The following is a 25086-nucleotide window of genomic DNA, read 5'->3' as shown; positions in this document are numbered from 1 at the left end:
TGTTATCCCGGTTAATTTACTTTACTATGCTTTTCAAATTTGATATCACTGAGCAACCAGCGATTGAACTGTCCTCCAGGTGTGCTCGCACTTGGTTTTATCGTTACTTTCGTTTCTGCTGTAACCCCATATAGCACTACACTTCTTTCAATCCAATACCAATCCGTAGCTGCATTATCAGGGATCTGTATATCAATATTGTCTTTGACTTTCATCGCCTTATCGTTTATATCTACCGAACCTGGCCCTTCGATCTGTACCATCAAGACAACATCATCAAAGGCGCTACCTGACGTAGAACCACGAGCTGGACTCGCATTGAACGTCAGCTTCATATTGGTCGATTTATCTGCCGCAATATTGGGTATAGATTTCAGTTTTAGTCCTGTCTGCACATTGGTCCGTCCCATCTTCAGGTAGTGTGCGCCAAAATAGAACGCATTCCCGTCCCAATTGATATCCTCATAATTGCGATCCGCAAACGCTTGTGCTGCGGAAACGGTAGCCGCACCTGTAGAACCCTTGGTATGCATATTTGCTGTAGCGCCAGAAAATCCCTTTCCATCACCAGTCTTTGTAGGAGCTTTCAACAACTCATCCTCACCGCCGTAAGGCTTTACCCAGTTAAAGTCATCCATTAGGTATACATACCCAATAGATTTACCATCATCAGGTATCTTAATCTCTTGCTTCACCACTACAATTGTACTGAGTTCGTCGGTATCAATAATCTTTATCGAACCGTTGCGTGCTATGACTGTCGGATCAATTCGTACCGTCACTTGAGTCTTACCAATCCCACCACTATTTGGACTTAGGTGGATCCAACTATCACTCGTTGCCGTCCATGGCTGTACCGCATTAATTTCAAACGTAGCCGACCCACTGCTGATAGTCCCGTTTTGGTCAGCTGTGATCTCCTTGACTTCCGTCAACGGGCTGTACGATAGATCCTGAGCAACAGTAACGATCTCGGTATTCGAACCCGATTGAACAGTGAATGTCCCTTTTCTTTCTTTCCCTGAATTATTCTTTTCGACAGTCAATACGACCGAAACCGTTCCAGCTTTTCCCGCTACCTTATCCACCTTAATCCATTCGAGCAATTCCACAATCTGCCAATCCGAGTTGGTCGTAATGTCTAGCATCGCTGCCTCTCCATTCTCCAACAATCCTCTGATATTAACAGCGACTTCGGCAGGAGATACCGAAAGTTCTTCTATTTTCTTCACTTGTCTTATTCCCACCGAAATAGTTCTTCCTAAACTTTCAAAGAGAATCTCACCTTCCCTGTCTTCTTGTGTCCCCGCCTCTCCCACGGTTACAAAAATCATGTAACGCCCACGCTCGCCAGCAGCTTTATTAAGTTCTACCCAATCTGGTTTTGACTTCACTCGCCAAGAGTCATTACTAGCGAGCTCAATCGCAGCTCGCTCGCCACTGGCCAAAAAGCCTTCGTAATTTAAAGAAATACGCTCTGTAGACACTTCAAAGATATCCACCATCTCCAACGTAGGCTTGCAGGCATGAAAAAGCAGCGCGGCAAAAAAGGATAATAGCGGAATAAATATTCTAATGTTCATAACTTTGTTATTATTAGTTTGTTGCTATTTTTTCAATCTTGATATCATTCAAGCTCCAACGGAAAGTACCTGTCTCACTCCCGCTCTTGGTTGTCTTTAATGTTATCTTGGTTCGTTCTTCTATACCATATAATTCGACGCTCTGTGCGACCCAATGCCACGGCCCGCCATTAGCATTCTGAATATTGATCTCTCCGCTGGTTTTCTTGGATCCCGCTCCAACAGACCCTGGCCCTTCTATCTCCACGACAACCTGTATATTATCATAATTGCCCGAGGCTGTTCGGATTGGAGTTGCATTAAACGAGAGTTTAGCATTGGTAGTCTTCCCTTTTTCAAGATTCGGAACTTTATTTAACCGCACTCCCGTTTGATAGTTTGTCTTACCCATCTTGAAATAATGCTTACCCAGGTAAAAACAATTTCCACCAGAATTGATATCCTCATATCCCCGAGAATTTAGTGCTGACTTGGCACCTGCAACCGTATTCGCATTAATTGTAGTTCCGGTAGTTTGATTTTCAATCTCATCTACCCCTCCAAATTCTTCGCACCAACCAAAATCATCTAGCAGATAGACAAATCCGATAGCTTGTCTATCATCTGTGTCAAGATCCATCGTCTGAATAACTATTACACGTTCTTCCAATTCTCTAGATGATATCGTGAGGGACCCCGTACGAACATTGCCACTTGTATTTTCCTCAACTTCCAATGTAACATCTGTTCTACCTTTGCCTGTAGGTTTGTCTACTTTTAGCCAATCCACATCGCTACTGATCTGATATCCTAAATTTGCCAGAATATTGATCGTTGCCTTGCTCCCCGAAAGCAAACGTCCCGATTGTATGACGGACAACTGAACTTTATCCACCTGCAGACGTGTGGCTACATTTTTAGTATTGTCTTCTTTCGAACATCCCGAAAACAATAAGCAGCCCAGGAGGAATACCATATTCCAAAGCATATTTTTTTTGCATTTCATAGTTATTATAATTGTTTTATAAAAATTTTTGTGGATGGATAATTTTAAATACTAACAAAGTTCCGAATTTGGGTTCGGTATAAACAGTGCTCATAAGGTATCAGGAACAGAATCAAAACGAATTAAAACAACACAAAGCTAAAATACAGACACTTAACAACACACACACACAACCAAAATCAAAACTTTTATATCAGAAAAACACTGTTTAACTAGTTCTGAAAGCTGGAAAATTCTTAAAAAGGCAGGATATTTAAGACTGTTGTTTATGGCAGTCCTTAATTCGATCTTCAAAATCATCTGGATAGTAAGATCTGTTTTTACTCCGAGATCTATAAGTATATATCGTAGCGACAGAACATCGCAAAAACTTTGCTATCTTTGGACTATCTGTAATACCTAATCGGATCAATGCAAACACCCTCAATTCAGTTGATAAAAGCTCAGTAGCCCTTACCTCCTGTCTCTCCTCTATCGGAAATAAACTATTAAACTCGAACACGAAATCTGGATATAGATTTAAGAAAGTCTCATCAAAATTCACCAAAAATGATTTATGCTCCTTCTCCACATACTTAGTCGACTCCAGCTCCTGCTCTATTTTGTCAACTTTACCAGTTTTCAATAATCTCTTCATACTACCTCTATAAGCATCGAGTTTATCAATATAATCGGAACATAAGTCGATAAATTTGCTCAGGTATGTCTCTTTTAGTCGGTTCGCACCAACTAACTCATTATTCAAAAAAACCAATTTTCCGTTATTCATTTGAAGCTCTGCATTAGTAGAAAACAATTTTTCACTTATAGCATTAAGCTCTATATTCAATTTTTTCAAATCATTGTTGACCCGAATCAATTCACTTTTTGCGTTATTAAGCTTTCTATATTGCCTCACGATATAGATACAGAGAAAAACAGAGCAGATCAATAAAAAAGCAATGATTAAAAAAGCCGCTGATATCGTATTTTTTTGTTGTAAGATCGTAGTATGGTATCTCGTATAAATAGTGGGTAAAATCTTTATGATAGATTGTTTCCATCGATATGCACCGCTATATATAGCATCCTGTAATGATATATCGATAAACTGATACGCCGTTTTTACATCCCCTTCATCATAGAGGATCGTTCCCAATTTCCACAGCGAGATATACTCCTTTACGGCATGTTTCATATCAGCGATAGAAGACACCGTCAAATATTCTTTTTCACGTGACAAATTACCTTTTAAATGGTATAAATCGGACATGTAAAAAGCAACATGTGCCATATCACGATCGGATGTGGTCAACTGATTATAGGCACTATACAAAATATCCATGGCTTGATCGTACTTCTGATCTGCCTTGAGCTTATTCGACAAATGGATATAATACCAAATCGTATTTTCAGGAACAATAGCAATCAACGAATCTCTGTTATCGGCTATTATCTTCCTATAGCCATCAAGATCTGCCGCCGAAATAGATTGTTCGGCCAATCCTTTGTACAATTGCATTTGTATTTCAAAATAAAGTTGCTTCAAGTTAGCAGGTAGTTCCCCTGCATTTTCATAAGCATGGGCCAACAAATGACTGGACTCTTTATACATTCCAGAATAAGTGTAAACTCTGGCTATTAAAAAAAGAGCCTCTGTACGGTATAATGGGGATTTAGCGAGTAAGCTCTCCGATATTTGCTGCATACGTCGTGCATAGTTCAAAGCGCTATCAATCTGTAGATCATAGTATATTTTATAAAGAGTTCTACATTCGTCAAACTGGACTAATGGATCAGAAGTAGACGACAATCTGTTACGAATAGTATCGATATGACTGAGCCTTTTCTCTAAATAATAGTCCCGATTAGCAACAGTAAATTTTAAAGAATCAAGAGAAGGAATGGATGAGGCAGTTAGGTTGCTATAACAAACAAAAAAAACTATTGACATCAACAGAGCAAGACCAAATACTATCCAATTTTTCATATATGCATAATTTGTATTTTAACGGCCATTAACTTGTGCCGACGAGTCGGCATGGAATATACAAACTATATTATGCCTATTTTTTATTTTAAATGGTAGGCATGCTGTTTCGCGGTCATCCGCGCTTATGCAGTGATTGTTACATGGATATTTCACATTCTTATACACTACGGATACTTATTTTACTTAGAATCAGCTTTTCCTTCCTTGGTATTTAATAACCAAAATTCAGACATTCCGCTTCGTCCTTTAGGAATGATACAAATCGACAACTAATATAAAAATAATGGCTCTCAAAGCCAAAATTCTTATTTTTAGGGGTAGAACTTATACTTTAGAGACTTAATTTTTTATAATAAACCTATTATTGTACAATACAAGACACATCCCCCAAATTGATTGTTGCAAAACGAACAAAGTATACACCTTCTGGATTATGGAACTTATATAATTTATTTGGAATCTAACTGAAACTCAAACTCATTATAAGGAGCTCGCTCCCAGGCAAACTGTCGAGTCGTGGGAGAGATAGCAAAGAATGGGGAAAAAGTTTTTACTTTGACCGTTCTTTTATCTGGCATAAATTCCATCCACCGCAACCAACCATCGCCCCCATTACCATGCCAGCCACCGCCAAGGGCCTGTGCATTAAATGTCATCTGGTGTACGGTACGGCCTGCACTATTTTTGTCGGTACGATAGCCTACATGCCCTTCAAAGTCATCGGGTTTTCCGATATGACCTGAAAAAACCAGTTCAATATTACTAGACGGCTGTACGAGCTTCTCAAAAACGGCTCTTCCGTAATTACCATTTTCAAGCGGGTAATTTTCCTTGATAATATGCTCGTTCTTCGAATTAAGATAAGAATGGGTCAGCAACACGACACGATGGTCTTTGTACTTTTTGTCTTCTATAATTTTCTTAGCCCATTCGATGGTTTCATCTCTGGGTGCAAACTCTAACACCAGAAACAAAAAATTGTCGTTGTGAGGGCTACGAAAGGTGTAGGCCGCATTCACCAAAGATGGTTGGTTGTCGGCATTAAACCCTGCTTCACAGAGTAATCGCTGCGCCATAAAATTTCGATCTACTGGAAAAAAATCATCGTAGTATGTCTTACGATTTTCGACACTCTTTATTCCATAATCATGGTTTCCGGTGGCATTTATATAAGGGACCTTGGCATCGAGTCTTTCAAATGCACGAGACACCGCTTTCCATTGTTGCGGGCTAGCCTGATTGGCGCGATTGCCGTCCGGACTGAGCCAATTATTCTGCTCCACAAGATCGCCCGTACCGAGCACCATCTGAATATTCAAGGGTACAATCTGCTCGGCGACCCAACCAGTCATCATTTCTAAGATACCATGATTGCGTTCGAATTTGACATAGCTTTGTACATCTGGGACAAGAATCATCGACCAGGAATCGGAATTCGTCAGTTTCGGGGGGCGATAACTATCTGTTTGAGCAAAAGAAAAGGTCACAAAAAGACAGACCTGTAAGAATAATGTTAGTTTTTTAATTGGGTTCATGGTTGATTATTTATTTTCTGTCCTTAAACCTACATAAATTTGCCTCTGTACGCAATTAAATTGCGTACGAATATTAAATTTTGAAGCTCTCTTCTGCCGATAGTGTAGTCTATAGAGGAAATATTTCCAACAGATTAAACTATAAAAAATCCAGTATTTTACAGTAAAAAAGCTATTTTACGGAACGAGAAGAAAGCGCATCCCTATAACTTGGCCAGACATGTGCTTAAGCTAGCTGCAACAAAATAAATAATATCGGTCCAATGTTAATTGTCTTTTAGTACTGCAATTTTTAAAACACCAATTTATACCTATATCTCCTCTATAAAAGTATATAAATGGATGAGGAGAGCTACAATATGGAAACTTTAATTAATTTTCAAAACCAGACAAATTATTCTTAGAAAACACGCACCTTTCATACGCTATCCACCCAGAACCTAATCAAAGAAATTTAAGGGAAACATTTTTACTGAATCAATTGCTTAACCGATAATTACCTCATTGCAGCAGACGGAATAGAGATAATACTATTGAAGCTATCTTTCAGCTTCAATAGTATAGGTAAAACTATCGGCTCGGTAATAACCAATATTATACTCGACGGGTTGACCCTTATCATCATAAACGAATCGCTTTCTCACCAAAATAGGATCGCTGGCTTTGATCTCGAGTTTTTGAGCCACCAGATCTCCGGCTAATCGAGCATAAACCTCTTCTTTGGAGGTTTTGACGACAACGCCATAATCCTTTTCCAATATTTCGTACAAAGGTCGGTTGAAATTTTCATCTGACGATAAAGGAATACTTGGATTAAAGTAAGAAACAAAATAAACAAATGGGTAGCTCGAATTACCACGGACACGCTCCATCAACAAACATTTGGGACTTGCCTTTTCTTCCAACAAAAAGAAATTTGTAATCTCGCTAGGAGCATAACTATATCGAATATATAATTCAAAGTTCTTTACTTCGATACCCAACATTTTCATTTCCTGCGAAAAGCTCAGCCAATTCTTTACCCCGCCAACAATACCTTTGCGCACTACTTGGGTACCATGCCCACGTTTGCGCAACAACAACCCTTCATATACCAACTTATTAATTGCTTGTCTCAAGGTATTCCTCGATATGTTCAACATTTTAGCAAGTTCAACTTCGGTCGGAAGAAGTTTACCTGTTTTGTACTCTTCCTTTTCTATCAACTGCCGAAGGTACGTTTCTGCCTGAATATGAAGTGGATTCTTTTCTAATAAATTGGTTTTCATATACGCTATTACTATGTAACTAGTCTCTTTTTTTGATAAATGTATGAAATAAATAATATCTAATTAGAACTTTTGGACAAGTTGGAATAAATTATATATTTGAACGTACCATACTTGTTCACACATTAAAAACATACTGTGAATTATCAAAACAATAGATATTGGTTGAAGCGAAGTTGGTGATATTCTAGCCCCTTTATTAAAAAAAAACAGTTTTTTTGTGTTCGTCATGTACGTAGACGCACAGGAATCCTTTGTAGCAGACTCTACTTTTAAAAACACAGGAGACCTTTGATTGCGAGATTTTTAGACACCTCTATTTAGAACACAAAGTATCGAAGGGCTAGGTATCTTTATCCATACATTGATCATTAGGATCGAGAATCCGAGACCTTTTTAAGGCTTCACCTTGTTCTGCTTCATTGCTTCTCGCAGCTTCTGCAGCAAAACCAACTCGTAATCGGGTGACGATTGCAAGTGTATGGTATACATAGATAGATCTTCATATAGCTTGCTGTATGTTTCCCTAGAATAGTTAATTCTGAATGTTTCAATGGTCGAGGGAGGTACAAGTTTTGCTAGTTCATTGCCGACTATAGCCCCCACCATCATTGTACTACGGACGAGTATTCTATCTCCCAAAGGTGTATCTTCTTCGTCTACAGGCACCTTATTTCCATAGCTATCTGTACCGTAGCTATTAACGGTACGTGTGTATTGAGGATCAATAATAACATCCAATCCTGCTTTCGCTATATTTTCAAATACAGGAACACTTTTCTTTTTATCAAACTTGATTTTCATGAAAAACAAAAACCGTGATTAAGATGCTTACAGCAAGTTGATCGCATGTTACGAACAGTATTAGCTGTTTAAAACTTTCAACTGTTAATTTTGGTTAAACTAAGATGACAGTATTTTAAATTGGCACAGATTTGGGTACTAAACTTGTATTCATAATTTAGGTTAATAATTGGTTAGTTTAAAACGCCTGAAGCTCCCCGCTTCAGGCGTTTTTATGTTTATAAATTAACATTAATACCAAACTCTATCTTCACGATACCACTCTAATCCGAAAAGCAGTATACAGAAATCGGGGATCCACAAAACTACTTTTATTTGACAAAACTATATTGTGCAAAATATATTTTAAAAATACCTTTGCAGTCATGAAAGATGAATTGAAGTTGGTCAATCAGGTCTGTTTTCCGATCTACGCACTTGCAAAGGAGATGGTAAATCACTACCGCCCATTATTAGAAGAATTGGATCTTACCTACCCACAATATCTCGTAATGCTGGTATTATGGGAAGAGGAAAAACAGACTGTAGGTCAACTCGGAGAAAAGCTACAACTAGATAATGGTACCCTTACCCCTCTCCTAAAAAGATTGGAACAAAAGGGGTATGTGAGTCGCACTAGAAACGAAAAGGACGAAAGGGTCGTAAATATAATGTGTACTGACTCAGGAATCGCTATCCGGGATAAAGCCTGCGGTATACGCGAACAGTTGCTAGCATCGATGGAAATAGCACCATCCGACCTCCTAGCGTTGAAAGAAATAGTAAACAAAATATTAAACAGGAAATAGGGCTCTAATAGAGACAATTTAGTAAAATTTAAAAATATCATATATGGCATTATTAGATGATTTGAGATGGAGACATGCTGTAAAGGCGTATGATCGGTCAAAAAAAGTAAGTACAGAAGATATAGAGAAGATTGTAGAGGCGGCTCGGCTTGCACCGACGTCATCTGGATTGCAACCTTTTAGTGTGATCTTGGTAGAAAACCAGGAACTTAAAGAGAAAATGGCAGCTGGTGCTTTAAATCCAGATTGTATGCGGGACGCTTCGCATATATTAGTACTAGCGGCATGGGACAGATATACTGCAGAACGTATCGATGAAGTATATGACTATACTACAGACGAGCGTGAACTACCTCGCGGAAGATTTGCTTCATATACCGACAAATTGAAATCTATATATCTAGACCAATCTCCAGCAGATAACTTTGCGCATACTGCACGTCAAACATACATAGCGCTCGGCTTAGCTTTAGCTCAAGCTGCTGAATTAAAAATAGACAGTACACCAGCGGAAGGATTTGACAACAAACTGATCGATGACGTACTAGGTCTATCGGAACAGGGACTTCGAAGTGTTTCTTTAATCTATCTGGGCTATGCAGATGAAACGAAAGACTGGTTACGTACGATGAAAAAAGTAAGACGGCCTAAAGAGAACTTTTTGATCGAATATAATTAAGGATAATATTTAAGATAAAAAAGCAATTGTGTTTTATTGATTTTTTTGTAATTTGCCAAGGCACATGAAAAGACAGTCCCTAAATATTATAAATTCTTCGCTCAACGTCGTTGTGGTAGCTGTCTGTGTCGTCATTTTAACCAAAATGGGAGGAGCAATTACTATTTAAAATTTTTTAAACAAATCATATAGCAAGCCTCCCATTAAAATTGGGGGGCTTTTTTTATTATCATGAAAACAGCCAAAATAACCAGCAAACTCTTCAGCATCAGCTGTAAGTCTAGTAACGAAATCTTAGAAAGGCTTCTACTACACATTTCAAAAACAGGTCATCAGCCTTGCACGGTATCGCAGTCATTAACCGATGTAAAGGGAGTAATCATGATCACCATCGAATTAGAGATCGAAGGTCACTACGTCGATAATTTCATTGAAGAAATTCTAACAATAGATGGTATATTAGATGCAACAGTCTCCTTTGGATCGGTGCTTCAAGTTGCGACCTATCAAATGAAATTCGATTCGAACAGTTTAGAAATACTGGATGTTATAAAATCTCATAACACACAGGTCATTAATATCGAAGCAGATCGACTACTCATTCTACACATCGCCTCAGAAAAAGATATTCGCCTATTGTATAATAAATTGGATAATGCCTCGCTCTTGGGATTTTGCCAAATGCCTCTAGCCGTTGGTCAACCATCTACTCTACGAGAACAATAAACTACGTAATACTTAAGGCTACGAAGAAAAAAGCCCTTTATAACTAAAATAAGCCCTCGCAATAGTGAGGGCTGTGAAAACTTTACACTCCTTGCTGTAAATAACGAATCAATCCAAAAAAATAGGTTCATTTCAGGATACTGGAAGCTTCAACAAGCAATCAGTCCTAAAAAGCTGTATATAAACAACTGTGCAGGGTTAAATAATAGTTTTCTGATCAGATCTTTGTAAAATATGTGACAAAACTAAAAAAATAACCTGATTTACAAGTCCAAGAATCTTTACTGGAGTAATATGCTTTTAAAGTAAAATTTAGCTTTAGCATTCAAAAAAAACACTTAGTGGATAAACCTAAAAGCTTACCTTTCTTTTTACCTTTGCCCCCGATAATAAGAGCACAATTTGAATGGGAAGATTAAATTCGGGTAAATTAGTTATTGTAAGTGTATTCTCGATTGCCACAGTTCTGATAGGAGCTTATTATTTTTTGACCAGCAATGATTCTCCGATAACAATCCAAAGGCCTGCCCATTTCGGTTTACCAATAGATACAGGTCGAGTCACGGTACAAGGCGCCAGTTTGGGTAGGCAACTGTTTAACGATGCCTTACTCTCCAAGCACCAAAAGGTATCATGTGCTTCCTGCCACCAACAAACGGCTTCCTATGCAGACCAAGGAAGGAAACTCAGTATAGGCGATCAGGGAATGTACACCAAACGAAATGCTCCTGTGTTGATAAATATGATCTGGAAAAATCGTTTTTTTGCTGATGGGCGGGCCAGTCGTTTAGAGGAAACTGTTATTAACGCTATTAATGATACACTGGAGCTCAATAGTAACCTCACTTTAATCCTCGACCGGGTAAAACAACATCCTGTATACAGCAAAAAAATCAAAAGTATATTCCAAACGGAAGAAATAAACAAAATACATATTGTCAATGTATTGGTCCAATACCTACGTACGCTAAACTCTTGGGATAGTAAATACGACCGTACGCTCCAAGGTAGTTCCATATTTAACAAAAATGAAAGAGCGGGTCTTATGCTATTTGAAAAGGAATGCGCATCTTGTCATGTGCCTCCATTTTTCCACAGTACCGAAGCTATTATAGATAGAAATAGTTATAAACTTTTAAGCCCATCACTTCGAAATATAGACCACTCCGCTCCCTATATGCAAGACGGTCGCTTTAAAAATCTTGATAGTCTACTATTACTCCATCCTTTTGAATTTCCTCAAGCAGTGCAAAAGAGAAAACTGAACGAAGAGGAACGAAAATCTATTATTATCTTCCTAAAGACGCTTTCGGACGAGCATTTTTTAAATCCAAACTCCTATTAACTAAAACAGGTAAAACAAATCAGGAGATTTCTACAGAAAGCAATATTAACTTCTTATTTTTGCATGCTTAATTAATATGAAAAATTAAGAGATGGATTAAAATCCACTACATTATTATTACTCGTTAAAATGAAATTCCACCTATTATTTGCCGTACTATTTTTCACCCTTTCTTGTACTCCTCACACCCCCATTGATCCTGATCAGCTGCATAAAGAAATTTCCGAACTCAATGATAAAAAAGGCTATGAAGCGTCTTTGTTAAAACTCGACAATATCATCCACAACGATGGTGCGTCAGATTATGACAGATACAATGCCTACCTCCAAAAAGCACTTACTTATAAACGGGTATTTAATTATCCAGAGGCGATCAACAATCTGAACCATGCAATCGATTATGGTATCAAAACAGATAAAAAGGACGAAGTAGAGATCCGGGTACTTGTTGAAAAAGCACTTATTACATTTGATAGTCAGGATTACGAAGCACTGGAAAAACTACAATCTAAGATTTCATCCAAGAACTTAAACTTACTAAATGCAGAAAGTCATGCTTTCTACATGAATGTATTGGCTATACTTGCTATAAGAAATGAGGAATTTGAAAAAGCTGAATCTATATTGAATCAAGGGATCTCGATTCTCGAAACACAAAGTCCTAAACACCTCCCCATTATCTACTCTAAGTTAATAGGGCTTAGTGAACATCTTCGAAACCCAGAAAAGGCAAAGCAGGCATTTGATCAAGGCATGCATTACGCAGAAAAGTATGATATGGATCTCTACAAAATCATCCTGCACTATGCCATGAGCCATTTCTACAGCGTAGTAGAAGACTATAAAAGTGCATCAATGCACGAAAAGCAGGGTGTAGTAGTCTCCAGTAAATATAATGCGCCTTTTGAGAATGGCAAACTGACCGTTTTAGAAAAAGAGCTACTTGCGGCCCGAAAGAATGTAGAAATTCAATATGCCGGAAAAACAAGGATCTTCTTGATCACGCTATCTGCTTTACTCTTAGTATTGATTGCTGTTTTATTTCGTTTATTTAAAGTAAGTAAACAACGTAACCTCCTGTTGGAACATGAAAACCTACTCATGCGTAAAGAGCTGGAGCGAGTCACTACGGCAACAAATGAACGGGGTGAAAGCAGCCTGGATTTGGATCAATTTACGCTCACACCAAGACAAAAACAAATTATTGATCTATTGAAAGATGGCAAAACAAACAAGGAGATCGGAAACGAGCTTTTTATTTCAGAAAATACAGTTAAATACCATTTGAAAACTATTTATAACATTTTAGGAATAGGCAGTCGTAACGATTTGTACAGTTCTAACTAAAAAATTAATTAAAAACACACGATATAGCAACAGAAATGCACACAACATATGTAATCTTCAATGGAGCCCTGATCCCAGAAAAAGAAGCACAACTAGCTACAAATGATCTGGCAATCGTACGTGGCTATGGTATCTTCGACTACTTCAAAACGGTAAACGGTGTAACTGTATTTCTGGAGGACAATCTAGATCGCTTTTATCGATCGGCAGAATTGATGGATCTACCCGTGAGATATTCTAGAGACGAACTCACAAATTTTATAGCGGTATTAATGCAGGCGAATAACATCCTCGAATCAGGGATCAAGATACTATTGACCGGAGGCTACAGTAGCGATGGATACAGTATCGCTGAGCCCAATTTGATTATCAGCCAACATGCGATAACACGAAATATTAATCAAGAACAACAGGGTATACGACTACTACCTTTTGACTATCATCGGCCTTTCAGCCAAGTCAAATCGATAGACTATGTGATGGGTATCCAGGCCTTAAAGGTAGCCAAATCACAGGGAGCAGATGATGTCATATATATACAAAATGAGCTCATCTCGGAATGTCCTCGTGCCAACTTCTTTTTGATAAGCCCCGAAGGTAAATTATTGACAGCTGGAGATGACGTACTACAAGGAATCACACGAAAAAAAATCATAGATCTAGCACGGGAAATAATCGAAGTTGAGGTTCGTGACATCAGTATAGTGGATCTGCAATGTGCACAAGAAGCTTTCATCAGTTCGACGACCAAAAATATCACCCCTGTCACGACAGTATTAGGTCATAGAGATTTTGAACCAGGGCCCGGTCCTATCACCAAGCATTTGCAAAAGCTCTTGGAAAGATTAGTATATCAATTGTGATTGACATAAAAGCTATTACACAGTAATGAAAATTACACAGAAAGCATTTTTATTAGGCCTAGTATCCGCCCTATTTTTTGCAGTGACTTTTGTCGCCACCGCTTGATGTCTGTCGAAGGAGGCAGTTGGATCTGGAGTGCCGCATTGCGCTTTTACTGGATGCTTCCATTCTTCTTGATTATTGTTACGCTACGTCGTAACCTAAAGCCGCTGTTATTGGCTATCAAACGAAACTTCGGTGCATGGCTGCTTTGGAGTACTGTAGGTTTTGGTATTTTTTATGCACCCTTGACTTATGCTTCTGTTTTTAGTCCGTCTTGGCTAGTAGCTAGTACTTGGCAGATCACGATTGTGGCTGGGATGATTCTAGCACCATTTATAACGAAAAACTATCGATCAGCAAATTCAAAAAAGGCCTACTTATATTCGTGTATTATCATTGTAGGTATTGTAATAATGCAGATCAATGCCTTACAATCGATCGAGCTTTCCAGCCTCCTAGCTGGTCTATTTTGGGTTTTAGTCGCAACATTTGCATACCCTCTAGGCAACAGAAAGATGATGCAATTGGCAAATGGCAAACTTGACGTGTATCAGCGGATATTAGGTATGATCTTCTGTAGCATTCCCTTTTGGCTGACTCTAAATCTTTACGGATACTGTACAGGGCACAGTTCACCAACAGAAATCCAATTACTACAGACCTTAATTGTTGCTATTTTTTCGGGCATAATAGCTACCGTGCTGTTCTTCTCTGCAACGGATATGGTGCGCGAAGACGAAAAAGGGCTTGCTAAAATCGAGGCAACACAATCTGCCGAAGTATTGTTTGCCGTAATAGGAGAAATTGTCATTCTGCACAGTCCACTACCGGACATATACGCACTGGTCGGAATAGTTCTTGTAATTATCGGCATGACTTTACACAGTCTCAAAAAATAGTAGATCTGATTTATTATACAGACCTGAGGAAAAAATCACCATTATACACACACTTTTTTGCTATCTTTAACCTACTTAACAAGCAATCATCATCATCCTATGTCAACACAATTTTTCACCTGGAAAAAATGGCGACCTCTTCTGCTGATCCTTTTCTTTGCTCCGCTTTATAGCGTTGGGCAGGATAACAATCTCAGCGCCGACGAGTTATTTCTTCGTGCACGTAGTATGGCCTTTGACCAAAAGAACTACTCTGCAGCGATTGAACTCAGCAAACAAGCATTGGAAAAAGCACCAAACTATACCGATATCCGTATCTTTTTAGGAAGACTATATACTTGGTCCGACAAAATAGACTCGGCTCGATATGTATTTGAACAGTTGAATAATGAAAAGGTAGAAGATGAAGACTTCTTTTTAGCCTACGGTTCTTTGGAATACTGGAATGACCAACCTACTAAAGCCAATGCACTAGTTGATAAAGGTCTTTCATTTCATCCAAAATCAGAAGATCTACTCCTATTAAAAGCAAAAATAAACAATAGCGCCAACAACTACCAGATTGCTGAAAAAACGATCAATCAGCTTTTGGCCATCAATCCTAAACACACCGAAGCACGGGCACTTTCAAAGAGTATCCAAGAATACACAGCTAAGAATGCTATAGGCTTGACCTATAACTTTGTACATTTTGACAAGCAGTTCGAGGACAATTGGCATATTGTAGGGGTCAGCTACAAAAGAGCAACACCTATTGGATCAGTAATATTCCGCACCAATTATGCGAACAAATTCGCAGACAATGGTGTACAGTTTGAACTAGAAGCTTATCCTAGACTTTCAAAAATGTTTTATCTATATGTAGGCGCAGGCTATTCGGACAATGTGGGTATTTTTCCGAAGTACAGAACAGGTATATCGTTATATGCAAATCTCCCTCATAGCTTTGAAGGTGAAATCGGCTACCGACAGCTTTATTTCAGTGACAATATTTGGATGTACACGGCTTCTGTGGGTAAATACTATCAAAATTTCTGGTTCAATTTAAAAACGTATCTCACTCCGGACGACAAGAACATCTCACAGTCCTATGCAGGTACAGTTCGTTATTATACCAAGGGCGCTAATGATTACCTTGGCTTTATTGTGGGGACAGGGTTAAGTCCTGAAGAAAACCGAAACAACCTACTAGATAATGATATCTATAAGTTAAAGACTTTTAAAGCGGGAGCAGAATATAATTTTTCAATCAAACGCACCAATCTTTTTTCGATATCATCGACATACTACAATCAGGAGTTCAGACCAAAGGAAAAAGGCAATCAGTTTGACTTTACAGTTGGTTACATCAAAACATTCTAATGTTTTGATGTAACTTCCTGAAAGTATCGTGTATAAAGGCTATCAGGAATCAACTGCTTTCGCGTAAAAGATATCCTGTTAGCCTTCTTAAAGGCTTCAAAGCGACGTGTTATAGCTTCATTAATAGCGCCATCCGATATAGGTTCTTCATTTAGCTTGGCGTCCAGTTTAAAGAGTTTATCATTCGAAATATGATAATTGCCCCATACGAAATCGATCAGTTGATTTTTACTTTGCATCATCGCTGCACCCGCACTACGGCTAGAAGGACCTTCAGAAAGTCCACGTCCTATCCAAGTCACCTGATGAGGTGTACTTAGTTTATAGTTTTCTCTATAAAAAGCCAATAACGAAGGTGTGACATCAAGGTGACTTACGGTGTGGCGAAAAGTATGTGCAGACTTTAACAGGGGTGAATATATAATCAGCGGGACATGGTAGCGATTAATCTTACTTTGCAACGGAATTTCAGGCATAGCATGATCTCCTGTAATAACGAACAGGGTATTTTTAAAATCCTCCCGCTTTTCATATGCTTCAAAAAATTGCCGAACGGCCTCATCGAGATTCAATACCGACACCAACTGTTTACGATTTTCCAATGCCCATTTTTTATTAGCGGCAGACAAATCGGCCCCTTGCAAACGTTTATCAAAGATCTTTTCATAATGTTCGACATTATTGATCAAAAAGGGATTATGCGTTGATAGGGTGAGCAACACATTAAGATAGGGTTGCGATTGCAGTCGTTGTGTTTCTAACACTTTACCAAATACCGCTTGGTCCTCATAACCCCAACTCTCGCCACCACCATTTGCAGGAAGTTTTCTATAAGGAGGCTCGTATGCCCATTGATCTATGAGCGTATCCACTTCACTGTAGCGCATAAACTTTTTCATAAAATCAAAATCAGCATTTCCTCCGTAATAGAATCCTGTACGGAATCCATTTTTTTTCAATACATTAAAAAGATTAAAATGTTTAGGCAGAACCTCCTGCTCTAAGAAGCCATGAGTACCAAAAGGAAGCGACCCCATTAGACTGGGTAATACCGAAAATGTCCGTCCGGATGTACTTAGATTATTAGGCCAATACAATGCTCGTCGAGTTAGGGAATCAATAAACGGTGTAAAATTACCAATATATCCAGATGGTGAACTATAAGCATGCCCCAACCCTTCTACAATAATAACAACGAGATTAGGTGGGCTGCCCGCTAAATTGAAATAAGGTCCTAATGCATCTTTAGTATCCTCTATCCGTAGAAACGGAAACTCATCATCTTTCCCCATAGCATCGACTTCATCCTCTCCTAATATACCGGCAATAGCTGGATGCTCCTGAATGTAATTAGTGGCATTAGAAGCCAAGAAATAGCGCCATTTACTGCGTTCAGCATTCTGTACAAACTCATCCTCTATACGCGATAAATTGTTAATCCGATCTATAGGAACGAAACAGACGAGCAGCCCCAACACAAAGAAAATATAGCCCACAAAAACGGTCTTCATCTGCCATTTGCTTACAATCCAAAATGGTATCCCTACCAACAGTATTAGCATAGCGAACAGTCCAACATTGGTCCAACTCAACATACCGCTCGCCTCCAAAATCTGACTCATCTCCTCTGTCGTATAGTAAAACATATCTGCGCCAAGTAGATTTCGTGATTCGGAAAAGTATAAAAACAGCACAAACTGTGTGATAATGATCAACGTAAATGAAACGATGGCAAAGGTTCTTGCTAAGGAACTACTGAGAACACCAATTAAAAGATAAAAGATAACACCCCCAAATACGAATTGCAAGCCTATACAAAAATTATCCATAAAAAGTGGCCATCCTATAGCAGCACCTTCTAGTTGTTCAAATTGCCGAGCGTACCACCAACGCTCTACACCAACCGTCAAAAGAAAGAACAGCAAAAAAACAGCAGCTATAGGCGTATAGTTTTTCACTACTATCCGCAGGTATTCTCCAAGCTGTTGCCACCATGGCAATCCCTTTACTCCTTGCTGGAATCCTTGTCGCGTCATCTCTCCCCATCCCTGTTTTTTTCGAAAATAATCTATTGCCCCTTGCACTCCCGCTTTGACCACTATAGGATGGAAATAAATCGGTTCTAACACCGCAGTAGCTATAAGTTTAGATAGATCTTTACGCTTCGTGTATACCTGATGTCCCACCAGATCGATCAAAACTGCATAAATAGAGTACAATATACCCGATGAAACAACCAATGCTAATAGAGCGAAAAAAAACGGCCAATTGATGATCCCTAAAATCCAAAATACTAAAAAGATAAAATATCCCGTAAACTCGACAATAGGCCCCAATAATTCAAAGAAAAACCAATATGGAATACTGATCATCCCCAGTCTTCCGTATTTCGGATTGAGCATCAACTTACGATGCTTCCAAAGCGTTTCTATCGTACCACGCATCCATCTATTACGTTGCTTTTTCAACACGTCTTTTGACTCCGGCACCTCAGTCCAACACAGTGGATCTGGTATATTTACCACTTCATAAGGTCTCTTCGCTTCTTCCATATAGCGGCGCATACGTACTACGAGCTCCATATCTTCACCCACAGTATTGCTATCATAGCCACCGCAGGCCAATACAATTTCCTTATCAAATGCGCCAAATGCCCCCGAAATCAAGATCAAACCTGATGCTCTAGACCAAGCCATACGTCCCAAGACAAATGCCCTGATATATTCTAAAGCCTGCGTACGTCCCAACCAGGTCTGAGGTAGGTTCACCTCAGTTACTTTACCATTTTCAATTTTACAGTTATTAGCTAGACGGATTACTCCTCCACAGGCAATCACCCGCTTATCGGTCTGTTCCAAAAATGGTTTAGCTAGTTTTAAAATAGCGTCTTGTTCTAAAATACAATCGACATCTATACATACGATGTACTCGCCCGAAGATATATTCACCCCGACATTGAGTGCATCAGCCTTACCTCCATTCTCTTTGTCCACAACGAGCAATTTTTTGAAAGCAGGATTTTTACTTTTATAAACACCCCTTATCTCCTTGGTGCAGATATTACCTTGAACAAAAAAAGAAACCATCTCCAAATCATAGGCATGGATTAATTTCTCCATCGAATCATCACGACTACCGTCATTGACGATAATAATTTCCAGCTTATGATAATAGATGGAAAGAAGTGATCGTACGTTGTCAACGATGGTCTTCCCTTCGTTAAAAGCGGGAGCAATAATACTAAATCGGGGTGCGTTTGGATTGACCGCAATCAGATTATAATCTGTAAAGGTATTCTCATGCTTATACCGTAAAACTGCACCATAGGCATATAGACCCATCCAGCTATAAATCAAAAATATAGCTATAGCATATAAAATAAACAACCATATTACTACTTCATATAGAATATGAGCAAATTCTAACATATCTGTTGTTGTAAAGCGTGTTTAACAATGTGTACAATCTGAGTTGGTGTATCCTGCGATACTGCGATATCCTTTAAATAAGACTGACCTTCCAAAGTCATCAATACCTCGGCAGCCGCCACTTTAATCGCTGTATTAGGATGTTGCCATAACTGCTCTTGAAGAAATGGTTCTGCCTGTTTACTCTTTGCGACTTTCAATGCCTTTAAGATTTCCAGCTGCACTTCATTTTCCTGTTGGTCAAACGCAGCTATTAACTGGCTTACGGTGTGGCTGTTCTCTAATCTCTGTAAAATCCGAACAGTGTGTTTACGTACCGTTATTGAGTTATGATCCAACAAGGATAAAACATTCGGATAATAGGAAAGCAACTGAAACTGCCCTATAAGCCTTAACGCAAATATGGCTACCGATTCATTTTTATTAAACAACCAACTTACAATACGCTCGACCTCTTCATCAGGTACTGTATCTATAGAACGTAACAAGCGTAACTGTTGCCAATCGGACAAGGGTGTTACAAGTTCATTCAGAAAAAATAAACCATCAAACCCTTGAAAACTCACGATCGCATACTGTGCTTCCTGATAGACCTGCCTACGAGAATGGTTTAGAAAAAGGGCTATCTGCGGTACCGCCGACTCGACCTTCATTACGGTGAGCTCCTGTATCCCTCCGGCTATCAGATAGTCCCGTTTGGAACGGATTTTCCTCCAGGCTTCTTGCTCTAAATCATACACCCTAAAAAGATTATTTATCTCGTCCCTTGCCTTACCCATAAATTTCTGTTCAGACGAAACTAATGTGGACAAGAAAAAACGACGAAAAGAAGGTTCTTTTAAATGGAGTGAAAACGAACTATCTACCGACATGTTCTCTGCTCCTACCACAATAGCTTCCGTTATTTTTTGTTGGATAATTGTTGACCACGCGTGCCGATGCTGCAAAGCCTTGTATCTATAAAAGCTAAAGATCAAAACAGATATAATCAGAATCAAAACGACTAGCAATACAACAATAATTGCTACAACCAGTTCATGAATGGTGATCAACTGTGACATAACTCTTAATTAAAACATCGTTAATTTATTAACCTCTTGATTCTCAAAACCAGTTCATTCGGGCTAAAGGGTTTGACCATAAAATCCGATGCTCCCAGATCGAAAGCATCCACCACGACCTCTTCCTGCCCCATACTAGAAAGTACAATAACGGGCACTTTTTTCCCAAATGTACGTATGGAAGAAAGAATTTCAATCCCCGATGCAAAAGGCATCATTATATCTGTTATCACGAGATCAACATCTTTTTCCCGTATTGTATCGATGGCTTCTTTGCCATTTCGTGTCAGTAAGACCTCATGCCCCTCCTTCACTAGTTTATGCTCGATAGTACGTAATATCAGCTCGTCATCTTCTGCTATTAAAATCAACATATTATATCTCTTTTAAATTGGTAATTAAATGTATTCCTATTTCGATCTCTTCCCGGATGGCATGCATGCGGCTTGATAGATCTTTCGTAACAGCAAGATCATTTTCCAACTGAGTAGCCAATCCATCTAGTCTGAATAAGCCAGCTGTAGCGGCTGTTCCTCGTAATTTATGCAAGACCATTCCTATGGCCTGCAAATCATAGTTTTTACTAGCTTGTTCTAAATTCAAAGCCGATTGACTGATCTCCGTGATTACTAGATTGAGGAAAAAAGATCTAAAACCCTCGTCATCTCCCACCTGTTCTCTTAGTGCCCGCATATCCAAATGTTCTTCCAAGACAGCCCGAGCTCCAAGTTGATGAGTTTCGATCCGTATATATTTTTGTAGTACATTTTGTAGATCTTTCTGTCGTATAGGCTTGGCTAAGAAATCAGACATTCCCGCGTCCATACATTTTTCCTTTTCACCAAGTACATTACCTGCCGTGACACCTATAATAGGTATACTGGCATATCCCTGAAGCTGCCGGATCTGCCTAGTAGCCTCGATACCGTCGACCTGAGGCATCTGTACATCCATAAGAATAATATCAAAAGCATGATCTCTACATGCTGCTATAGCATGTGCCCCGTCAGACACTTCTATCAACGAAGCATTAGGCATTAATGAAGTCATAATCCGCAGATTCAACGCCATATTTACAGGATTATCATCCGCTAGCAACACGTTAGCAGATTGTTCATAAATATCTGCTATTGCATTAGGGTTCATTTTTGCGATCTGCTCGGTATCCGCCTTATTTTGTTGCATGGCCCTACGCAACATCTCATAAAGTTCATTAGACTTAATCGGTTTCAATAGACAAAACGATCGATCTTCCTGTCTGAATGAAGATATAACCTCGTGTTCTTCCGAAGACGTATGCAGGACTACCAAAGGCACAGCTTCCCCTTGCTTTTGAAATAGCTCTTTTATCTTATCAATAGTCTCTACCCCAGATAAGATGGGCATATGGTAATCCATCAGAATAATATCAAAACGTTCGCCTCGCATCAAGAGTTGCAAAGCTTCCATCCCATTCTCCGCAGTTATAGAATCTATCTTTTTATACGCAAGCATATGCTGCAGTATATTTCGATTGTTTGCGTTATCATCTACTATAAGTATCCGATTAATAGCAAAATCTTCCATATCCTCTTCACTCGCATACTCATATGGTACTTCTATATCAAAAAAGAACACTGATCCTTTGCCCAATTCACTATCCAAGCAAAGTTTACTCCCCATGTATTTCAACAGATTATTAGAAATCGTGAGTCCCAATCCTGTGCCTCCGTATCGTTTACTGACCGAGCTATCCTCTTGCGTGAAGGCATCAAAAATGCGCTGTTGCTTCTCGATTGGAATACCAATCCCTGTATCACGTACGGAGAACCGCAAAGTTAGCTTGCCATCATCAAGCTTTAATTTTTCAATTTTAAGTTCAATTTCGCCGTAATCTGTAAATTTCACCGCATTTCCCAGCAAATTGATCATCACCTGTTTGACACGTGCCTCGTCTATCCATATATAGTCAGGCAGACCTTGCTCAATATTCAAGAGCAATTCCACATCTTTACGTTGCGCTTGATAAATGATGACATTGATCACTTGACTGGCAAGCTCATACACATTGAATCGATCTATGAATAACTCCAGCTTACCGGACTCGATCTTTGAAAAATCTAAGATATCATTGATAATATTGAGTAGATTATTACCGGATTCGTTAATGTAGTTTAGATATTGCAATTGAATATCATTTAGCGGAGTTTTCATTAGCAAGTCTGAGAACCCAATAACCCCATTCAATGGAGTACGTATCTCGTGACTCATGTTAGCCAAGAACTCCGATTTGGCCAGACTGGCCAAGTCGGCAAGCTCCTTTGCCATTTTCAACTCTTCATTAACCTTGACAGATTCGGTTATGTTCTGGATAAAAATGGTAATCCCACCGATATTGCCATCGGCGAGATGCCAAGGACGGACCTCCCAGTTATAATGCAGTGGTTCTGATATGCCCACAGCTTCGATCACTTCATTTGTATTCTTATATGCCTTACCTTCTAAAGCATCTTGATATATCTTTCTTCGTCTTTCTGGAATATCAGCAAATAGGTTAAAAAGATTCTCCTGCAACGGATTATTATTTCTACGGTGAAAATCCTCTAACCATTGATTGCTGACTGCTACGTAGTTAAAATCGCGGTCAAACATGGCTACCGAAGCAGGAACATAATTCACAAATGCCTGCAACATAGCCTCTTTCCGCTCCAGCTCTAAATACAACGTCTTACTATGGTCAATATTCTGAATTATACCGAATACCCTTTTACATATTCCATTCTCTAATTCAGGAATTCCCTTAACCCTAACCCAAATTAGCTGCCCATCATTTTTTTGGAGCCGCAACTCCATATCATACGCCTGTCCATCCTGTACGGCACGATCAAAGGCAGCACGTAACAATGGACGGCTTTCTTCATCAAAAAAACCAACAGCGTTTTCCAGATCTGGCGTATAACCTATATCTACGCCATGTATCAGTTTTGTAGAATCCGACCAATACACCTTCTTCTCTTCAAAATCGACCTCCCAGCCCCCTACTTGAGCCACCATATTGGTCTGTTCTAAAATTTGCTTGGTACGTAATAGATCACGTTCCAATTGAATACGTTCGGTCATATTCAACGCTGTACTCACGACATACGGTCTCCCTTCTCGACTAGCCTCTACGGTATTGCTATACAACCAGTAGGTTTTTTCTCCATCCTTTGTATGGAGAACCATCATACCGGAGTCTTCTTTATTCACCGATATCCTTTCTAGATATGCTTCAAAGGCTTCCTGTAAGTTTTCTGGAACCAACTTCTTTAAATTCAGACCTATCACCTCATCCAGCTCATACTTCAGTAGCTTACGACCTCTTTCATTAACAGCCATAATGTTCCCGTCCATATCGTGCATGCTCATCAATCCGATAGCATTTTCGAAAAAACTACGAAAACGACGCTCCGAATTTTCCAATTTAGCTTTTTCTTCCAATTCACGGGTCACATTCCTTCCGAACGCCAAAATCTCACTGTTGATCTTGTCGTACTTAAAATACCATTCTATAACTATCGTCACGTTGCCCTTACCCGGTGTCACCGATGTAAAACGTTCGCTTTCTTGATCGAGCATCACCCGTTGTATCTCCTTGTAGAGAGGTTGATTATCTGTTTGCAATAACTTATCAAAAGATAGACCTATACAATCATTTACCTGTATTCCTAAAGTCTGGGCAAGCATTGGATTTGCTTCTTTGACCTCATATTTATCATTAAGTACACAGATCATATTATTTGTCACCCGAAATATTTCTTCAAAGTAACCGGCCTGCACTTTCCGTTTTTTACTTAGGAGAATTTTGGATACAGCTTGTCCTAGCTGCTCCAAAGAAGAAATCTGTTTTTCTGACAATGATTTCGGAACGAAATCTATGACACAGATAGTCCCCAAGGCATAACCTTCATCATCCAATAATGGTACCCCTGCATAAAATCGAATATTCCCCTCCTTTATTAGCGGATTAGTAGATGATCGAGGGTCTTCAAAAGTATCTTCTATTACGAGCACATCTTTGCTCATGATTGTATATTGACATACCGTGTTACGTCTCTCTACAGAATCTAGTTCCATACCGACGCAACTTTGGATCTGCTGGGTATCTTCTTCCATCATGGCGATAAGAGCTGAAGGACAATCTGATATAAGACACGCTGCCTGCGCAAAGACATCCAGCTCGGGTTCCTTGCCCAGACCTAAAAGGCCATACGATTGTAGCCGATGGATACGTTCCAATTCATCCGGTGGAACGGGGTAGTTTTTCATTTGGTAATATGTTAGCGTAGATGTAGTTTATTTACAGCGTGAAGTTAATAAAAACAATTGAAAATAGAATTTAAGATCAATAAAGATTGGTAAGACTTTTGTGCTATCATC

18 protein-coding genes are annotated in these 25086 nt (G+C 39.1%); 8 read left to right on the top strand and 10 right to left on the bottom strand.

What is annotated here, in order from left to right; all coding sequences use genetic code 11:
- Window positions 1–11: 11 nt before the first annotated feature.
- From B5X76_RS08225 to B5X76_RS08200, 6 genes are all read right to left on the bottom strand, one after another.
- Window positions 12–1583, bottom strand: coding sequence for a BACON domain-containing protein (locus tag B5X76_RS08225; protein ID WP_079642629.1), 1572 nt, complete (start codon window positions 1581–1583; stop codon window positions 12–14).
- A 13-nt stretch (window positions 1584–1596) separates the two neighbouring features.
- Window positions 1597–2568: a BACON domain-containing protein gene (locus B5X76_RS08220; protein ID WP_079642628.1), complete on the bottom strand. Its 972-nt coding sequence runs from the start codon at window positions 2566–2568 to the stop codon at window positions 1597–1599.
- A 253-nt stretch (window positions 2569–2821) separates the two neighbouring features.
- Complete coding sequence (locus B5X76_RS08215; protein ID WP_079642627.1) at window positions 2822–4537, bottom strand: DUF6377 domain-containing protein; 1716 nt, start codon at window positions 4535–4537, stop codon at window positions 2822–2824.
- Window positions 4538–4989: 452 nt separating this feature from the next.
- Complete coding sequence (locus B5X76_RS08210; RefSeq protein WP_079642626.1) at window positions 4990–6075, bottom strand: metallophosphoesterase; 1086 nt, start codon at window positions 6073–6075, stop codon at window positions 4990–4992.
- Between the two features lie 539 nt (window positions 6076–6614).
- Window positions 6615–7343, bottom strand: a complete 729-nt coding sequence (locus tag B5X76_RS08205; protein ID WP_079642625.1) for a GntR family transcriptional regulator — start codon at window positions 7341–7343, stop codon at window positions 6615–6617.
- A 396-nt stretch (window positions 7344–7739) separates the two neighbouring features.
- On the bottom strand, window positions 7740–8147 hold the full coding sequence (locus B5X76_RS08200; protein WP_079642624.1) for a hypothetical protein: 408 nt from the start codon (window positions 8145–8147) through the stop codon (window positions 7740–7742).
- A 365-nt stretch (window positions 8148–8512) separates the two neighbouring features.
- Here B5X76_RS08200 and B5X76_RS08195 point away from each other — a divergent pair, with 365 nt between their 5' ends.
- The 8 genes from B5X76_RS08195 (at window position 8513) to B5X76_RS08160 (ending at window position 16199) form a co-directional block, all read left to right on the top strand.
- A complete protein-coding gene (locus tag B5X76_RS08195) occupies window positions 8513–8935 on the top strand; it encodes a MarR family winged helix-turn-helix transcriptional regulator (protein WP_176141018.1) in 423 nt (140 codons plus the stop codon).
- Window positions 8936–8978: 43 nt separating this feature from the next.
- The gene (locus B5X76_RS08190; RefSeq protein WP_079642623.1) at window positions 8979–9614 is read left to right on the top strand and encodes a nitroreductase family protein; all 636 of its coding nucleotides are present in this window, start codon (window positions 8979–8981) and stop codon (window positions 9612–9614) included.
- A 231-nt stretch (window positions 9615–9845) separates the two neighbouring features.
- Window positions 9846–10340 (top strand): hypothetical protein, encoded by a 495-nt coding sequence (locus B5X76_RS08185; RefSeq protein ID WP_079642622.1) that lies wholly within the window; start codon window positions 9846–9848, stop codon window positions 10338–10340.
- 406 nt (window positions 10341–10746) lie between these two features.
- A complete protein-coding gene (locus B5X76_RS08180; protein WP_079642621.1) occupies window positions 10747–11685 on the top strand; it encodes a cytochrome-c peroxidase in 939 nt (312 codons plus the stop codon).
- Window positions 11686–11814: 129 nt separating this feature from the next.
- Window positions 11815–13032, top strand: coding sequence for a helix-turn-helix transcriptional regulator (locus tag B5X76_RS08175; protein ID WP_079642620.1), 1218 nt, complete (start codon window positions 11815–11817; stop codon window positions 13030–13032).
- Between the two features lie 35 nt (window positions 13033–13067).
- Window positions 13068–13895: an aminotransferase class IV gene (locus tag B5X76_RS08170; protein WP_079642619.1), complete on the top strand. Its 828-nt coding sequence runs from the start codon at window positions 13068–13070 to the stop codon at window positions 13893–13895.
- Window positions 13896–14000: 105 nt separating this feature from the next.
- Window positions 14001–14837 (top strand): DMT family transporter, encoded by an 837-nt coding sequence (locus B5X76_RS08165; RefSeq protein ID WP_245801005.1) that lies wholly within the window; start codon window positions 14001–14003, stop codon window positions 14835–14837.
- A 99-nt stretch (window positions 14838–14936) separates the two neighbouring features.
- Window positions 14937–16199 carry a YaiO family outer membrane beta-barrel protein gene (locus B5X76_RS08160; RefSeq protein ID WP_079642618.1) on the top strand — a complete coding sequence of 421 codons (1263 nt, stop codon included), beginning with the start codon at window positions 14937–14939 and terminating at the stop codon, window positions 16197–16199.
- Here the strand turns inward: B5X76_RS08160 and B5X76_RS08155 are convergent.
- Genes B5X76_RS08155 through B5X76_RS08140 form a run of 4 tightly spaced genes read right to left on the bottom strand, consistent with a single transcriptional unit; the run spans window position 16196 to window position 24975 of the window.
- Window positions 16196–19627 carry a sulfatase-like hydrolase/transferase gene (locus B5X76_RS08155; protein WP_079642617.1) on the bottom strand — a complete coding sequence of 1144 codons (3432 nt, stop codon included), beginning with the start codon at window positions 19625–19627 and terminating at the stop codon, window positions 16196–16198. The genes B5X76_RS08160 and B5X76_RS08155 overlap by 4 nt on opposite strands.
- Window positions 19621–20688, bottom strand: coding sequence for a HEAT repeat domain-containing protein (locus B5X76_RS08150; RefSeq protein WP_079642616.1), 1068 nt, complete (start codon window positions 20686–20688; stop codon window positions 19621–19623). Before B5X76_RS08150 ends, B5X76_RS08155 begins: the two co-directional genes overlap by 7 nt.
- 20 nt (window positions 20689–20708) lie before the next feature.
- The gene (locus B5X76_RS08145) at window positions 20709–21062 is read right to left on the bottom strand and encodes a response regulator transcription factor (protein ID WP_079642615.1); all 354 of its coding nucleotides are present in this window, start codon (window positions 21060–21062) and stop codon (window positions 20709–20711) included.
- Between the two features lies 1 nt (window position 21063).
- On the bottom strand, window positions 21064–24975 hold the full coding sequence (locus tag B5X76_RS08140; protein WP_079642614.1) for a response regulator: 3912 nt from the start codon (window positions 24973–24975) through the stop codon (window positions 21064–21066).
- Window positions 24976–25086 lie beyond the last annotated feature (111 nt).

It is taken from the genome of Sphingobacterium nematocida (genome assembly GCF_900168125.1).
GTDB classification, from domain to species: Bacteria; Bacteroidota; Bacteroidia; order Sphingobacteriales; family Sphingobacteriaceae; genus Sphingobacterium; species Sphingobacterium nematocida.
The sequence above is the reverse complement of the archived record's forward strand: the minus strand, read 5'-3'. Positions and strand labels throughout refer to the sequence as shown.

What these genes read in the sequence shown, in the direction of transcription:
- B5X76_RS08210 (WP_079642626.1), bottom strand. Translation starts at nt 6,075, where the DNA reads ATGAACCCAATTAAAAAACTAACATTATTCTTACAGGTCTGTCTTTTT.
- B5X76_RS08150 (WP_079642616.1), bottom strand. Translation starts at nt 20,688, where the DNA reads ATGTCACAGTTGATCACCATTCATGAACTGGTTGTAGCAATTATTGTT.
- B5X76_RS08200 (WP_079642624.1), bottom strand. Translation starts at nt 8,147, where the DNA reads ATGAAAATCAAGTTTGATAAAAAGAAAAGTGTTCCTGTATTTGAAAAT.
- B5X76_RS08205 (WP_079642625.1), bottom strand. Translation starts at nt 7,343, where the DNA reads ATGAAAACCAATTTATTAGAAAAGAATCCACTTCATATTCAGGCAGAA.
- B5X76_RS08145 (WP_079642615.1), bottom strand. Translation starts at nt 21,062, where the DNA reads ATGTTGATTTTAATAGCAGAAGATGACGAGCTGATATTACGTACTATC.
- B5X76_RS08160 (WP_079642618.1), top strand. Translation starts at nt 14,937, where the DNA reads ATGTCAACACAATTTTTCACCTGGAAAAAATGGCGACCTCTTCTGCTG.
- B5X76_RS08185 (WP_079642622.1), top strand. Translation starts at nt 9,846, where the DNA reads ATGAAAACAGCCAAAATAACCAGCAAACTCTTCAGCATCAGCTGTAAG.
- B5X76_RS08155 (WP_079642617.1), bottom strand. Translation starts at nt 19,627, where the DNA reads ATGTTAGAATTTGCTCATATTCTATATGAAGTAGTAATATGGTTGTTT.
- B5X76_RS08175 (WP_079642620.1), top strand. Translation starts at nt 11,815, where the DNA reads ATGAAATTCCACCTATTATTTGCCGTACTATTTTTCACCCTTTCTTGT.
- B5X76_RS08190 (WP_079642623.1), top strand. Translation starts at nt 8,979, where the DNA reads ATGGCATTATTAGATGATTTGAGATGGAGACATGCTGTAAAGGCGTAT.
- B5X76_RS08140 (WP_079642614.1), bottom strand. Translation starts at nt 24,975, where the DNA reads ATGAAAAACTACCCCGTTCCACCGGATGAATTGGAACGTATCCATCGG.
- B5X76_RS08225 (WP_079642629.1), bottom strand. Translation starts at nt 1,583, where the DNA reads ATGAACATTAGAATATTTATTCCGCTATTATCCTTTTTTGCCGCGCTG.
- B5X76_RS08180 (WP_079642621.1), top strand. Translation starts at nt 10,747, where the DNA reads ATGGGAAGATTAAATTCGGGTAAATTAGTTATTGTAAGTGTATTCTCG.
- B5X76_RS08170 (WP_079642619.1), top strand. Translation starts at nt 13,068, where the DNA reads ATGCACACAACATATGTAATCTTCAATGGAGCCCTGATCCCAGAAAAA.
- B5X76_RS08215 (WP_079642627.1), bottom strand. Translation starts at nt 4,537, where the DNA reads ATGAAAAATTGGATAGTATTTGGTCTTGCTCTGTTGATGTCAATAGTT.
- B5X76_RS08165 (WP_245801005.1), top strand. Translation starts at nt 14,001, where the DNA reads ATGTCTGTCGAAGGAGGCAGTTGGATCTGGAGTGCCGCATTGCGCTTT.
- B5X76_RS08220 (WP_079642628.1), bottom strand. Translation starts at nt 2,568, where the DNA reads ATGAAATGCAAAAAAAATATGCTTTGGAATATGGTATTCCTCCTGGGC.
- B5X76_RS08195 (WP_176141018.1), top strand. Translation starts at nt 8,513, where the DNA reads ATGAAAGATGAATTGAAGTTGGTCAATCAGGTCTGTTTTCCGATCTAC.